The following is a 13,800-nucleotide window of genomic DNA, read 5'->3' on the forward strand; positions in this document are numbered from 1 at the left end:
GCGATGGCCTTCAGCGGTTGCGCCACGCCCGCAGGCGCAGCGTGTCGAACAACAGGAACAGCGGCGCCCACAGCACCATGCCGATGGCCGGCGCCACCCACGACAGCAGCGGCACGGCCGGTTCGCCCAGGGCGAAGTGGAGCGCGGCGGTCACGATGCGATCGTTGAGCAACAGCGCGCCGATCGCCAGTGCCTGTTGCGACAGCGGGAAGAAGCGCAAACGCGCGCGGAAGCGTTGCAGGATGAACGCGAGGATGGTCAGGCGCAGCGCCTGTTCACCGAGCAGGTTGCCGAAGCACAGGTCGGCGATCAGGCCGACGATGAAGGCGAAGCCGAGCCCTGCGCGATCGGGTTCTTCGAGCACCCAGTACGCCACCGCGAGCGCGAGCCAGTACGGCCGCAGCGGCGCGATCGCCGGCGGCAGCGGCAGCAGGCCGAGCAGGAGCGCGACGACGATGCTGACGGGCAGGACCCAGGCGGCGCGTTCGCGGCTCATGGCTGGCGTGCTCGCGTCGACGGCGGGGCGGGTTGCGTGGCGGCCGCGGGTGCGCGCGCCTGCGTTCCCGCCTTCGCGGGAACGACGACGGACGCCGGGTTGGCGATCGTCGATGCACTCGGCGCCGAAGTCACCGTCGCGGGGCCGATCACCGGGCGTTCGGGGGCGCTGCGCAGCAGCAGAACGTCTCGGCCGCGGTCGAGTTGCGCGGCGGGCGTGACGTCGCCGACGAGGAACGCGCGGCTGTCGTCGGGCCGCAGCGCGGAGATCGTGCCGACAGGGAAGCCCGCGGGGAACCGCTTGCCGAGGCCCGAAGTGACGACGACATCGCCGACCTTCACGTCGCTCGACAAGGGGATGCTCGCCAGCGCGAGGCGATCACTGCGCCCCGTGCCGTAGGCGACCAGGCGCACGCCGTTGCGCATGACCGCGACGGGCACCGCGTGGTCCGGATCGGTGAGCAGCAATGCGGTGGAATGCATCGGCGTGGTGGCGATGACCTGGCCGACGACGCCGCCGGCATCGATGACGACCTGGCCGACGCGCACGCCGTCGCTGCTGCCGGCATCGAGCACGAGGCGCTGGCGCGTGGGATCCAGGTCGATGTCGAGCACGGGCGCGAGTTGCACCTGCAACCCGCCGCGCTGCACGACGCCGAGCATGCGGCGCAGGCGGTCGTTGTCGGCGGCGGCTGCCTGCAGGCGCGCCATGCGCGCACTGTCGACGAGCATCTGGTTGCGCAGGCGGCGGTTCTCGGCGATCAGCGAGGTGCGCGTGCCCGCGTCGTCGCTGATCGAATCGATCACCGCGCCGGGCCATCCGGCCACGGCCCAAAGCGGCTGCACGAAAGCTTGCGCTTGCCCCCGCGCCTGCGAGAGCCAGCCGCCGCGATGGTCGAGCAGGATCAGCGCGAACGCGGCGGCCAGGTACGCCAGCAGCCGGAGCGTGCCGGCGATATCGCCGGGGCGGGCAGCTGCGGGACCGGCGTAGGACGGCACGAGGGCGGCGAGGATGGAGGCCTGGCGGAGGTGTGGGCTCGCTTATTCCGGCGCGAAGAACTCGTTGCCGTGCATGTCGAGCATCTCGAGCGCACGGCCACCACCGCGCGCAACGCACGTCAGCGGATCGTCGGCAACCTGCACGTGCAGGCCGGTTTCTTCGGTCAGCAGTCGATCCAGGTCGCGCAACAGCGCGCCACCGCCGGTGAGCACGATGCCGCGCTCGGCGACGTCGGCGCACAGTTCCGGCGGGGTCTGCTCCAGCGCCTGCTTCACCGCGGCGACGATGCCGGCGAGCGGCTCGCGCAGGGCTTCGAGGACTTCGTTGGAGCTGATGGTGATCATTTTCGGCACGCCCTCGGCGAGATGGCGGCCCGAGATCTCCATGGTGCGCACGTCCTTCGGCGGGTACGCGCAGCCCAGTTCGAGCTTGATGCGCTCGGCCGTGGCGTCGCCGATCAGCATGCCCTGCGTGCGGCGCACGTAGGCGATGATCGCTTCGTCGAAGCGGTCGCCGCCGATGCGCGCCGACTGCGAGTACACGATGCCGTTCAGGGCGATGACCGCGACTTCCGTCGTGCCGCCGCCGATGTCGACGACCATCGAGCCACAGGCTTCGGTCACCGGCATGCCGGCGCCGATGGCGGCGGCCATGGGTTCCTCGACGAGGTGGACCTCGCGGGCGCCTGCTTCCTCGGCCGATTCCTTGATCGCGCGGCGCTCGACCTGCGTCGAACCGCACGGCACGCACACCAGCACGCGCGGGCTGGGGCGCAGCAGGCGCGACTTGTGCACCTTGCGGATGAAGTGCTTGAGCATTTCCTCGGTGTAGGTGAAGTCGGCGATGACGCCGTCCTTCATCGGCCGGATCGTGCTGATGTGGCCCGGGGTGCGGCCCAGCATCTGCTTGGCCTCCGTGCCCACGGCGGCGACGGACTTGGTGCCGCCGCCCATGCGGTCCTGCCGGACCGCGACCACGGACGGCTCGTTGAGCACGATGCCCTGCCCGCGGACGTAAATGAGGGTGTTGGCCGTGCCCAGATCGATGGACAGGTCGCTGGAGAAGTAGCGGCCGAGGAACTTGAACATTCGGGGGAGTTGCCTGCGTATGGGCGGCACGCTGGAAATCGTGCCGCGAAGGGTCGCTAGCCTATCCTTCCCCCTGCCCCCCAGCAAGCACGTTGTGCGCGTTTTTTCCGGGGATTTCGGGCAATTCGACGGCGTCCGCAGATTCGCGCGCAAACCCGCCCGCGCTGGCCTTGCGGGCGGGCTGTCGCTACCCTGTGCGCCCCGCGGGCCAAGCCCGGCCCCAACGCAAGGTTTCCGATGTCCGCCCTGATCTGCGGTTCCCTGGCCTACGACACCATCATGGTGTTTCCCGACCAGTTCAAGAACCACATCCTTCCGGACAAGGTGCACATCCTGAACGTGTCGTTCCTGGTGCCGAGGATGCGCCGCGAGTTCGGCGGCTGCGCGGGCAATATCGCCTACAACCTCAAGCTGCTGGGCGGCGATCCGATCCCGATGGCCACCGTCGGCCAGGATTTCGGCCCGTACCGCGAATGGTTCGCCGAGCAGAACATCCGCCTGGACCAGGTCAAGGTGATCGAAGAGCTGTTCACGCCGCAGGCCTTCATCACCACCGACCACGACAACAACCAGATCACCGCGTTCCATCCGGGCGCGATGATGCGCAGCTACGAAAACCACGTGCGCGACGTCAAGGGCGTGACCTTCGGGATCGTGAGCCCCGATGGCCGCGAAGGCATGATGCAGAACGCGAAGGAATTCGCCGACGCCGGCATCCCCTTCATCTTCGACCCGGGCCAGGCGATGCCGCTGTTCAACGGCCAGGAACTGCGCGAGTTCATCGAGCTCGCCGACTACGTGACCGTCAACGATTACGAATCCAACCTGCTGCAGGAGCGCACGGGCTGGAACGAGAAGGACATCGTCTCGCGCACGAAGGCCTACATCTGCACGCGCGGTCCGCTGGGCGCGCAGATCCACACGCCGGGCAAGTCCTACGACGTTCCGCCCGCTCATGAACGCCGCGTCACCGATCCCACCGGTTGCGGCGATGCGTTCCGCGCGGGGCTGATCTTCGGCATCGAGAAGGGCGCGGACTGGATGACCATCGGCCGCATCGGCAACCTGATGGGCGCGCTGAAGGTCGAACACCCGGGCACGCAGAACCAGCGCTTCGATTACGACGAATTCGCCGAGCAGTTCCGCCAGCAGTTCGGGTACGCGCTGTAACGCCTCACATCACGTGCGCCAGCCAGAGCAACTCCGGCTGCGCGAGACGCTCGAACTCCTTGTACGGCATGCGCACCGCATCGGTGTGCGTGCCCGCGTTGAACGCGATCTCCGCTTGTCCGGCAAGTCGTGAGTCGACGAACACCGGCATTCCGTAGAGATTCCCGAACGGCGGCATCGCGCCGGTCTCGCAATCGGGGAACGCATCCTTGAATTCGTTCTCCTCGGCCAGCTCGGCGATGCGGCCGCCGAGCGCGCGCGACAAACGCGTCAGGTCCACGCGATACGCCGCCGGCATCACCATCATCGCCAGCGTGCCGTCGACTTTCAGCATCACGGTCTTCGCGAACAATTGGCGGCTGACGTGCGCGGCCGATGCGGTCTCGTGCGCGGTGACCGTGCGATCGTGCGTCAGCGTGGAATAGCTGGAATGTTGTTGGTCCAGGAAGTTGTGCAGGCGCGGTGACAGCATGGTCGCCTCCGCTCCGGTCGGGAGAATCGAGCTTAATCCCGTCGCGCTAACCCCGCGTGATCGCCCGTCGGGGCGTCAACGCCACGCGGGCAATTTGTCCTTGTCGGCGCCACCGGTTTCGAACACCGCCGTGCGCGTGCCGCCGGCCTTCACGGGGAACTCGATGGCCATCGCCGTCTTCGCCTGCTGCGCCATGCGCCACAGCGCGCGGTGGTCGGTGATGAACATCGCGATGGCCTCGTCGGTCTTCGGGCGCGAGGCCGCCATCGATTTCGGCTTGCCGTCGTCGAGGGTCACCTTCACCTTGCAGCCCGAATAGCAGTCGAAGTCGCCCTTCTCCAGGACGAGGTACGCGCTCTTCCCCCATTCGGGATGGTCGCGGAAGATCAGGCGCACGGGGCGCTTGCCGCCGCCGGTGTCGACCGGGTCCTTCGAGTAGATCGCCGCGGAAATCTGCGTGCCGCCCTTCGCCGGCTGCGTTTGATACGCCCACAGCGCGATGCGTCGGCGCTGGTTCTCTTCGTCGCGGATGTGCGAACGCGCTTGCTCCAGTTTCGGCGCGATGCGCTTGGCCGCGGCCGAATCCGGATAATCCATCTGCAGCGAATCGCCGTAGCCGCGCGCGAGTTTCCAGTCGCTGCGCGCGTACGCGTCGTCGAATTCCTTTTCCTTCGCGTCGGCGATTTGTTGGACGCGCGCGGTTTCGGCCGCGGCGGCCTTCGCGGCGGCCTGCGGATCTTCTTTCGGCCCGCACGCGGACAACGCCAACGCCGCGGCGAGGGAGCAGGCAATGCGCGTGTTCATCGGGGCCGTCCTGTCTGGATGAGTTGGTCGATGGCGGCGGCCACGTCTTCGGGCCGCTCCATGATGGACATGTGGCCGCAGTCGTCGAGCAACACCGACATCGCCTGCGGGATGCGTTCGGCGTAGAGGCCGAGCGCGCTGGGATCGACCACCGCGTCCTGCCGGCACCAGAGCAGCAGCGCCGGCTGGTCGATGCGTGCGGCTTCGAGACCAGGCAGGAAGCGTTCGTCGCCCCGGCCGATCGCATCGAGCACTTGCTGCTCGAACGCCGCATCGTGCGTACGCCGCGCGATGTATGCCTTGTCGGCCGGCCACGGCATCCAGGGCCTCGCGTCTTCGCGATGGAACACGGTGGCCATGAAGCGGTCGAGGCTCGCACGGTCGTGCACCGCATAGGGATTGCGCCCGGCGACGACCTCCTTGCCGAACGCGTTGTCGTGGAAGCGCACGCCCGCCGCGTCGATCAACGCGACGCGCGAAACCAGTTCCGGGTGTTCCGCGGCGACGAGCGCCGCGATGCCGCCGCCCATCGAATGCCCGACGAGCACCACGGGCCGCTTCGGCGAGACGTTGCGGATGAACGCGGCCAGCCGTTCGCTCTGCGCGAGGTAACCGTAGCTCTCGCGCGGCAGGCGCTGGCTCTCGCCCCACCCCGGCAGGTCGGGAATCACCAGGCGATATTTGCCGCCGAACGACAGCGCGACCTTGTAGAAGTTTTCCTTGCTCCCCGCCAGGCCGTGCACCAGCACGATCGTCGGGGCGTCGGCCGTCTTCGCGTCGCGATACGCATACACCCAGCGATGGCCGGCGACCTCGCGCACGTCCTTCGACAACTTCGCCTCGTGCCGCTGTCGCGCGAACTCCGTGCGCAGCAGTGCGTCGGGTTCGACGATCACGTACGCGCAGAACGCAAGCAACGCGGCCGCCACGAGGGCGGCCGCGAGGGCGACTTGTTTGCGTCGCGTCATGCCTTACTTCGACTTCGCGCCGTCGATGGCCGCCTGCACCGAGCCCGTCGTGATCGGGTGGTAGCCGGGCTTGGCCTTCGCGAAGGTCTCCTCGGCGAGCTTCAGGCCTTCGGGCGTTTTCACCAGTTCGTTGTACGTCGGCATGATCAGCTTGCGGCGGCCGATCTTCTGCAGGAACGCGGAAATCGCCGCGTTCGCCTGCGTGTAGCCGCTGCGCACCGCGAGCGGATACCAGCGCTGCGCGATCTCGCCGTTGGGCGTGCCGGTGAACTTGTACGCCGCGTCGAGGGCTTCCATCTGCTTGGTGTTGAGCGTGGTCGGCATGCCTTCGATGAAGTGCACCCATTCCTGTGTCGTCCACTTGGCGGTCATGTCGCCGGCGGGCAACGTGCCGTCCTCGAGCCAGGCCTTGCGCGCGGTGTCGATGGCCGTGAAGCGCGGCGAGACGATCTGCGGCGCGGTGGCCGGAACGCCCGGTTCGTACAGCCACTGGTCGAACTCGGCCTGCGTCACCTTGCCCGGGTATTTCTCGAGCAGGTTGGTCTTCGCGTAGTCGGCGAACTGCTGCGAGGAGATCGACTGGAACGCGAAGTGGTCGAAGTAACCGCGCAGGAACGCATCGAAGTCCGCGCGGCCGAAGCGCTGTTCCAGGAACTGCATGAACCACGCGCCCTTGGTGTAGACGGTCGAGCTGAGGTTGTCGTCCGGATCCTTCAGTTCGCCCGGCTTGCCGGCGAGTTTCTGCAGCGGCTTGTTCGCGTCGGTGTACTCGGCCTTCAGCTCGTTGCGGTTGATCACCAGCTCCATGTCGGAGCGGTCCTTGCCGTACAGCGACTCGATGATGCGGTTCTCGACGTAGCTGGTCACGCCTTCGTTGAGCCAGGCGTCCTTCGCGGTGGAGAAGGTCACCAGGTTGCCCGACCAGCTGTGCGCGAGTTCATGCGCGACCAGCGAGACGAGCGACTTGTCGCCAACGATGACCGTGGGCGTGGCGAAGGTCAGGCGCGGATTTTCCATGCCGCCGTACGGGAACGACGGAGGCAGCACGAGGATGTCGTAGCGATCCCAGCGATACGGGCCGTACAGATGTTCCGCGGTATCGATCATCTTGCCGGTGTCGGCGAATTCGGTCGCCGCCGGCTTCACCGTCGAGGGTTCGGCCCACACGCCGGCCTTGTCGGTGATCGGCTGGAAGACCAGGTCGCCGGCCGCGATCGCGAGCAGGTACGACGGGATCTTCTGCGGCATCTTGAAGCTGTAGTCGCCGTCGCGCGCAGCCTTCGGGTCGTTGTCGGCGCTCATCAGCACCATCGCGTCCTTCGGTGCGGTCACGTGCGCGGTGTATGAGAAACGCACGATCGGCGTGTCCTGCAACGGCACCCACGAGCGCGCGTGGATCTGCTGCGACTGGCTGAACATGAAGGGCTGCCGCTTGCCCGAGGTCATCGACGGTTCGAGCCACTGCAGGCCCGAGGCATTCGGCGAGGTCGCGTACGTCACGCGGACCTGCTTCGGGCGCTCGGGCGTTTCGATGGTCAGCTTCGTGCCGAGCACCTTGTCGGCCGTGCCGTCCAGGCGATATTCGACGGGCGCCCACTGGCCGTTCGCACCGAGGGCCTCGGCCTTCGAGATCGTCAGGTCGCGCGTGTCGAGCACGAGTTGCGTGGCGTTGGCATCGAGCCAGTCGAGCGAGTACGTCGCCGTGCCGGAGATCGTCTTCTTCGCGAAGTCGATCGCCAGGTCGAGCGCCAGGTCGGTCGTGCGCACCTTGTCGGGCTGCGCGTAGGAGTGTTCATCGGTCACGGCGGCGGCCTGCGTGGCGGGGGCGGCGGCGGCGGTGGAAGCGGCGGCGGGCGCGGTGGCCGGCGCGGCCGTTTCGTTCTTCGCGCAGGCCGACAGCGCGAGCGCGGCGGCCAGGGACAGCATCAGCGGGGTGTGGCGCATGGGGTTGGCGATCTCCGGAACGCAGTTGGGGCGCAAGGCGGCCGATATTAGCCGTGGCGGCGCCCGGGCGCGCAATGGTTCCGCAAAACGCGCGAAGCCCGGCAAGTGCCAGGCTTCGTGGGCGGGATCGGGCCGGGTTACCAGCTGAAGCGCGGGCCGACGAACCACTGGGTGTCGCCGCTGATCAATTTCACGTCGCCGGCCAGGCCGAAGTGCTTGCCGAACTTGGCCTGCGCGCCGAGGCGGCCGTAGAACTCGCCGTTGCCCGCATCGACGTCGCCGTAGCCGGCCAGCGCCCAGGTCTCGAAATGCGCACCCATCGCGGCGCGCACGCCGGCCTCGGCGGAGACCCCGTCGTATTCCTTCGTCTGCGCGGTATCGACCGAATTCCACGCCAGGCGCGCGACGAGATCGACGTTGTCTTTCACCGAATGGTGGAATCCCGCCCCCACCGACCACTGGCGCAGGTCCACGCCGTTGAAGCGGTCGGAGTTCTGGTCGACGTAACTGCCGAAGAGGTTGAAGCGCTCGTCGATGGAGACCGAACCGGTGATGCCGTAGCCGCTGGCATCGTCGCGCGAATCGGACTTCACGTAGCCGGCTTCGACGTAATCGTAGGACAGGACGTCCGTCGCGCTCGCGGTGAACGGGGCGGCGGCGAGCAGGACGAGGGCGAACAGGGAGCAACGCATCAGGAAAACCTCAGGGTGGATGTGGGCGCGATGCTGCGCGCCGCGGCGCATGCGAAAAATCGGCCTTTGGTGAGGCCGGGTGCCGAACCGGACGCAATGTGTCCCTGCCCCGACTTCCGGCACGGTCGCCGCGCCGCGCGAATCGCCATGCTCCGCGCCCATGCCTGTCCTGTCTTCGTGCGGCCCGCTCCGGCGCGCCCTGCTCTCCCTCGTCGTGCTCGCCGCGGCCCCTTCTGCCTTCGCGCAAACCGCGGCCACCGTCGCGCCCGCGACGCAAACCGTCGTGCGCGACATTCCGCGCGCGGCGTCCGACATCGTCGTCGACGGCGTGCTCGACGAGGCCGCCTGGGCGGCCGCGACGCCGATCGAACTGGCGTTCGAAGTCACGCCGAACGACAACACGCCCGCGCCGGTGAAGACCACCGCGCGCATGGCGTACACCGACGACGCGCTGCTGGTCTCCTTCCACGCGGAGGACCCCGATCCGTCGAAGCTGCGCGCGTTCCTGCGCGACCGCGACGCGCTGTACAGCGACGACTTCGTCGGCGTGATGCTCGATACGTTCGACGACCAGCGCCGCGCGTACGAATTCTTCGTCAATCCCTTCGGCGTGCAGGCCGACCTGATCAAGGAAGAGTCGACCAACACCGAGGACGACAGCTGGGACGGCCTGTGGGAAAGCGCGGCGAAGGTGACCGCGGAGGGCTACGACGTCGAGATCCGCATTCCCTTCGCCACGCTGCGCTTCCGCGACACCGACGGCACGCGCCGCTGGGGCGCGACGTTCCTGCGCGTGCGCCCGCGCGATTTCCGCTACCAGTACTTCAGCAACCGCGTCGAGCGCGGTTCGAAGTGCCTGACGTGCACGTTCGACAAGGTCGACGGCTTCATCGGTGTGAAGCAGGGCAAGAACCTGGAGATCACGCCGACGCTGACGATGCTGCGCGCCGAAGAACGCGCGCGCCCCGGCGCACCGTGGACGAACGAGGGCACCGACATCGAACCGGGCCTCGACGTCGCCTGGGCCCCGAGCCCGAACCTCACGCTCAACGCGACGCTCAACCCCGACTTCTCGCAGGTCGAGACCGACCAGGCGCAGCTCGACCTCAACACGAGCTTCGCGCTGTTCTTCCCCGAGAAGCGCCCCTTCTTCCTCGAAGGCGCGGACTACTTCACCACGCCGCTGCAGGTGCTCTACACGCGGCAGATCGCCGATCCCGACGGTGGCTTGCGCGTCACCGGCCGCAACGGCGGGCAGGCGTATGGCGCGATCCTCGCGCGCGATGCGACGACGCAGTTGCTCGTACCGGGTCCGCTCGGCTCGTCGTTCCGCTTCCTCGAACAATCGGCGGACGATTTCGTCGGGCGCTATCGCTACGACATCGACGCGTACACCAGCGTCGGTGCGATCGCGACCTATCGCGCGGGCGAGGGGTATCGCAATTCGGTCGGCGGCGTGGACGCGCGCTGGCAGAAGGACGAACACACGCTGATCGGCCAGTGGCTGGGCAGCGATTCGACGTATCCCGACGGCCTGGCGTTGCGCGACACCGCGCCGAAGGGCGACGCGCTGTACCTGAAGTACGGGTTCGCCAACCGCAACTGGCGCTTCAACGCGCAGCACCAGAAGCTGGACGACGGCTTTCGCGCGGACCTGGGGTTCATCACGCAGGTCGGCTACGACAAGCAACTGCTCGGCGGAGGCCACACGTGGTTCCTGCCGAAAGGCTCGACGATCAGCCGCGTGGAGTTCAACGGCGATTGGGACATCACGCATCGCTTCGACGGGCAATTGCTCGAGAAGGAGATCGAGGGGTATCTCTCGGCGCGCGCATCGCGGCAGGGCTATTACGAACTCGGCGGGCTGACGCGCACGCGTTTCTGGAACGGCCGGATGTTCGACGAGAAGTGGGGCACCGCCTACTTCGAACTGGTGCCGTGGGCGCCGATCAAGGTCGGCAGCTTCTTCAAGGACGGCGATGCGCTCGACCTGCTCGCCTCGCGCACCGGGCATCTGTTCGACGCCGAGCCGTTCGTGCAGCTCGACATCGGCCGCGGCATCAACGTCAATCTCAATTACACGATGCAGCGGCTGGATCGCGACGGCGGTACGGCGTACGACGCACGCGTGTTCGACGGACGCCTGAGCTGGCAGTTCGACCCGCGCCAGCGCATCCGCCTGTCGGTGCAGAGCAGCGACATCGACCGCCACCCCGCGCTGTACGACGCGCCGGTGCTGCGCCACTCCAGCGACCTGGCGACGCAGTTGCTGTATTCGTACAAGCTCAATCCGCGCAGCGCGCTGTACGCGGGTTATTCGGAAGGCGGGTTCGAAGACGACGAAGTGCGCCAGATGTTCACCAACACGCGCAGCCTGTTCGTGAAGATCAGTTACGCCTGGCAGCCGGGTTGATCAGACCTTGTAGCCGGTGTGCACGGCGACGATGCCGGCGTTGAGGTTCTTGTAGGAACACCGCGAGAACCCCGCCGCCTCCATCATCTCCTTCAACGCGTCCTGCGGCGGATGCTTGCGGATCGACTCGGCCAGGTACTGGTAGCTGCCCGCGTCCTGCGCGAACAACTTGCCGAGCTGCGGCAGTACCTTGAAGGAATGGAAGTCGTAGATCGGCTTGAACCATTCGGCCTTCACTTCCGAGAACTCGAGCACGCGCACCTGCCCGCCGACCTTCAGCACGCGATGCATTTCGCGGAGCGCGGCGTCCTTGTCGGTCACGTTGCGCAGTCCGAAGGCGATGGTGACCAGGTCGAAGCTCGCATCCGGGAACGGCAAGGCCTGCGCATTGAGTTGCACGTACGACAGGCCGCGCACGTTGCCGCGGTCGGTCATGCGGTCACGGCCCACGCGGAGCATCGCGCCGTTGATGTCGCCGATCACCACCTCGCCCGCATCGCCGACGCGATCACGCAGCAATGCGGCGATGTCACCGGTGCCGCCCGCGAGGTCGAGCACGCGGTCGCCGGGCTTCACCTGCGCGGTCGCGACGAAGTAGCGCTTCCACACGCGATGGATGCCGAGCGACATCAGGTCGTTCATCAGGTCGTACTTGCCCGCGACCGACGAGAAGACTTCGCCGACGAGCTTCTGCTTCTCGCCGACGGGAACGTCGCGGAAGCCGAAATGGGTGGTGTCGCGGTCGTTGGGCTGGCTCATGCGGACGATTATCGCTGACGAAGGCCGGTTCCATGCGCGCGGCGCGTTGGCGGGGGCACACCCCAACGGGAGAGCCCCGTGAAGACCACCGCCCTGTTCACACTCGTCCTGGTGCCGGCGTTCGCGCTGGCGCAGACCGCATCGACGCCCGGCGCCGGCGCGGAACACAAGATGGTCAAGGCCTCGGAGACGCAGTGGGGCGAAGGCCCGGCATTCCTGCCCAAGGGCGTGCAGGCCGCCGTGCTGTACGGCGACCCGAGCAAGGCGGGCCCGTTCGCGATCCGGCTGAAGGCGCCGGCGGGCGGGAAGATCCCGCGGCATTGGCATCCGACCGATGAGCAGGTGACGATCATCGAAGGCGACCTCCACCTGTCGATGGGCGAGGCGGCCAGCGCGCACGACGCGGACTTCGCGCCCGGCGATTACGTCAATCTCCCCGCGAAGATGCAGCACGAAGCATCGACGAAGGGCGGCATGGTGGTGCAGGTCAACGCGATGGGGCCGTTCGAGATCACGTACGTCGATCCGAAGGACGATCCGCGCAAGGCGGCGGCGAAGTAGACGACGACGCGTCTGCGCCCGCGCAATCCCTCCCCTGCCTTCGCAGGGGAGGGAGCGCGATCAGAGGATGTAGCGGGACAGATCCGGATCCTGCACCAGGTCGCCCAGGTGCTGGTCGACGTAGGTGCGGTCGATCGTCAGCGACGTGCCGTCCTTGTCCGGTGCCTCGAAGCTCAGCGTATCCAGCAGGCGTTCCATCACCGTGTGCAGGCGGCGCGCGCCGATGTTTTCCTGGCGGTCGTTCACTTGCTCGGCGATGTCGGCCAATCGGTCGACCGCATCCTGCGCGAAGCGCAGCGTCACGCCTTCGGTCTTCAGCAGCTCCACGTACTGGCGCGTGAGCGCGGCGCGCGGTTCGGTGAGGATGCGGACGAAGTCGTCCTTGCTCAGTGCCGAGAGCTCGACGCGGATCGGGAAGCGGCCCTGCATTTCGGGGATCAGGTCGCTCGGCTTGGCCAGGTGGAACGCGCCGGACGCGATGAACAGGATGTGGTCGGTCTTCACCGGGCCGTACTTGGTACTGACCGTCGAGCCTTCCACCAGCGGCAGCAGGTCGCGCTGCACGCCTTCGCGCGAGACGTCCGCGCCGTAGCCTTCCGAACGCTTGGCGACCTTGTCGATCTCGTCGATGAACACGATGCCGTGCTGCTCGCACGCCTCGATGGCGGCGGCGCGCACGTCGTCTTCGTTGACGAGCTTGCCCGCTTCCTCTTCGATCAGCAGCGGGCGCGCCGCCTTGATGGTCATGCGCTTGGTGTGCGTCTTGCCGCCGGCGACCTGCGAGAACATCTGGCGCAACTGCTGCCCCATTTCCTCCATGCCGGGCGGCGCCATGATGTCGACGCCGACGTTCATCGCGACCTCGAGTTCGATCTCGCGCTCGTCGAGCGTGCCGGCGCGCAACTGCTTGCGCAGCTTGGTGCGCGTTGCGGTTTCCTCCGGCGAGACCTCCTCGGCGTTCTCCTCGCTGGTGAAACCGAACACGGTCGCCACCTGGCGTTTGGGCAGCAGCGATTGCATCAGGCGGTCTTCGGCGCGCTCCTCGGCCTGCGTGCGCACGCGCTGCTTGGCCTGCTCGCGGTACAGCTTGACGGCGGTGTCGGCCAGGTCGCGCACGATCTGCTCCACGTCCTTGCCGACGTAGCCCACTTCGGTGAAGCGCGTGGCTTCCACTTTCACGAAGGGTGCGTTGGCGAGCGTGGCCAGGCGACGGGCGATCTCGGTCTTGCCGACGCCCGTGGGGCCGATCATCAGGATGTTCTTGGGCATGACCTCGTCGCGCAGGTCCGGCTCCAGCTGCATGCGGCGCCAGCGGTTGCGCAGCGCGATGGCTACCGCGCGCTTGGCCGCCTGCTGGCCGACGATGTGCTTGTCGAGCTCCTGCACGATCTCGCGCGGCGTCATGGTGGAGGAGGTTTGCACGGTTGCGAACTT

The 13,800-nt window shown here is 67.4% G+C and carries 12 protein-coding genes and 1 pseudogene; 3 read left to right on the forward strand and 10 right to left on the reverse strand.

The genetic code is table 11. The features are described from left to right. Positions 1-10: 10 nt before the first annotated feature. The 3 genes and pseudogenes from mreD to LF41_RS14855 form a co-directional block, all read right to left on the reverse strand. Positions 11-496, reverse strand: coding sequence for a rod shape-determining protein MreD (gene mreD, locus LF41_RS14845; protein WP_036171402.1), 486 nt, complete (start codon positions 494-496; stop codon positions 11-13). Then, positions 496-1,494, reverse strand: a pseudogene (gene mreC, locus LF41_RS14850) (rod shape-determining protein MreC); the annotation flags it as partial. The gene mreD and the pseudogene mreC, both read right to left, overlap by 1 nt. 42 nt (positions 1,495-1,536) lie before the next feature. Further along, a complete protein-coding gene (locus tag LF41_RS14855) occupies positions 1,537-2,583 on the reverse strand; it encodes a rod shape-determining protein (RefSeq protein WP_036171408.1) in 1,047 nt (348 codons plus the stop codon). A 237-nt stretch (positions 2,584-2,820) separates the two neighbouring features. Here LF41_RS14855 and LF41_RS14860 point away from each other — a divergent pair, with 237 nt between their 5' ends. Further along, positions 2,821-3,753, forward strand: a complete 933-nt coding sequence (locus LF41_RS14860; protein WP_036171410.1) for a carbohydrate kinase family protein — start codon at positions 2,821-2,823, stop codon at positions 3,751-3,753. A 4-nt stretch (positions 3,754-3,757) separates the two neighbouring features. On the opposite strand, the gene LF41_RS14865 is transcribed toward LF41_RS14860, so the two are convergent. The 5 genes from LF41_RS14865 to LF41_RS14885 all read right to left on the reverse strand — a co-directional run bounded on the left by LF41_RS14865 (position 3,758) and on the right by LF41_RS14885 (position 8,633). Beyond that, positions 3,758-4,225, reverse strand: coding sequence for an aminoacyl-tRNA deacylase (locus LF41_RS14865; RefSeq protein ID WP_036171413.1), 468 nt, complete (start codon positions 4,223-4,225; stop codon positions 3,758-3,760). Positions 4,226-4,300: 75 nt separating this feature from the next. Further along, the gene (locus LF41_RS14870) at positions 4,301-5,029 is read right to left on the reverse strand and encodes a hypothetical protein (RefSeq protein ID WP_036171416.1); all 729 of its coding nucleotides are present in this window, start codon (positions 5,027-5,029) and stop codon (positions 4,301-4,303) included. After that, positions 5,026-5,997, reverse strand: a complete 972-nt coding sequence (locus LF41_RS14875; RefSeq protein WP_036171418.1) for an alpha/beta fold hydrolase — start codon at positions 5,995-5,997, stop codon at positions 5,026-5,028. Before LF41_RS14875 ends, LF41_RS14870 begins: the two co-directional genes overlap by 4 nt. 3 nt (positions 5,998-6,000) lie before the next feature. Beyond that, the gene (locus LF41_RS14880) at positions 6,001-7,941 is read right to left on the reverse strand and encodes a M1 family metallopeptidase (RefSeq protein ID WP_036171421.1); all 1,941 of its coding nucleotides are present in this window, start codon (positions 7,939-7,941) and stop codon (positions 6,001-6,003) included. A gap of 137 nt (positions 7,942-8,078) precedes the next feature. Continuing rightward, entirely contained in the window at positions 8,079-8,633 is a 555-nt protein-coding gene (locus tag LF41_RS14885) for a porin family protein (RefSeq protein ID WP_036171652.1), read from the reverse strand. Between the two features lie 160 nt (positions 8,634-8,793). Here LF41_RS14885 and LF41_RS14890 point away from each other — a divergent pair, with 160 nt between their 5' ends. Continuing rightward, entirely contained in the window at positions 8,794-11,046 is a 2,253-nt protein-coding gene (locus LF41_RS14890) for a carbohydrate binding family 9 domain-containing protein (RefSeq protein ID WP_036171425.1), read from the forward strand. Here the strand turns inward: LF41_RS14890 and ubiE are convergent, their stop codons facing one another. Continuing rightward, positions 11,047-11,805: a bifunctional demethylmenaquinone methyltransferase/2-methoxy-6-polyprenyl-1,4-benzoquinol methylase UbiE gene (gene ubiE / locus LF41_RS14895; RefSeq protein WP_036171428.1), complete on the reverse strand. Its 759-nt coding sequence runs from the start codon at positions 11,803-11,805 to the stop codon at positions 11,047-11,049. Between the two features lie 78 nt (positions 11,806-11,883). On the opposite strand from ubiE, the gene LF41_RS14900 reads away from it, so the two are divergent. After that, positions 11,884-12,366 (forward strand): cupin domain-containing protein, encoded by a 483-nt coding sequence (locus tag LF41_RS14900; RefSeq protein ID WP_036171430.1) that lies wholly within the window; start codon positions 11,884-11,886, stop codon positions 12,364-12,366. Positions 12,367-12,426: 60 nt separating this feature from the next. Here LF41_RS14900 and hslU read toward each other — a convergent pair whose 3' ends face one another. Then, a complete protein-coding gene (gene hslU / locus LF41_RS14905; protein WP_152600050.1) occupies positions 12,427-13,770 on the reverse strand; it encodes an ATP-dependent protease ATPase subunit HslU in 1,344 nt (447 codons plus the stop codon). Positions 13,771-13,800: the final 30 nt, after the last annotated feature.

Source organism: Lysobacter dokdonensis DS-58 (assembly GCF_000770795.1).
GTDB lineage: Bacteria > Pseudomonadota > Gammaproteobacteria > Xanthomonadales > Xanthomonadaceae > Noviluteimonas > Noviluteimonas dokdonensis.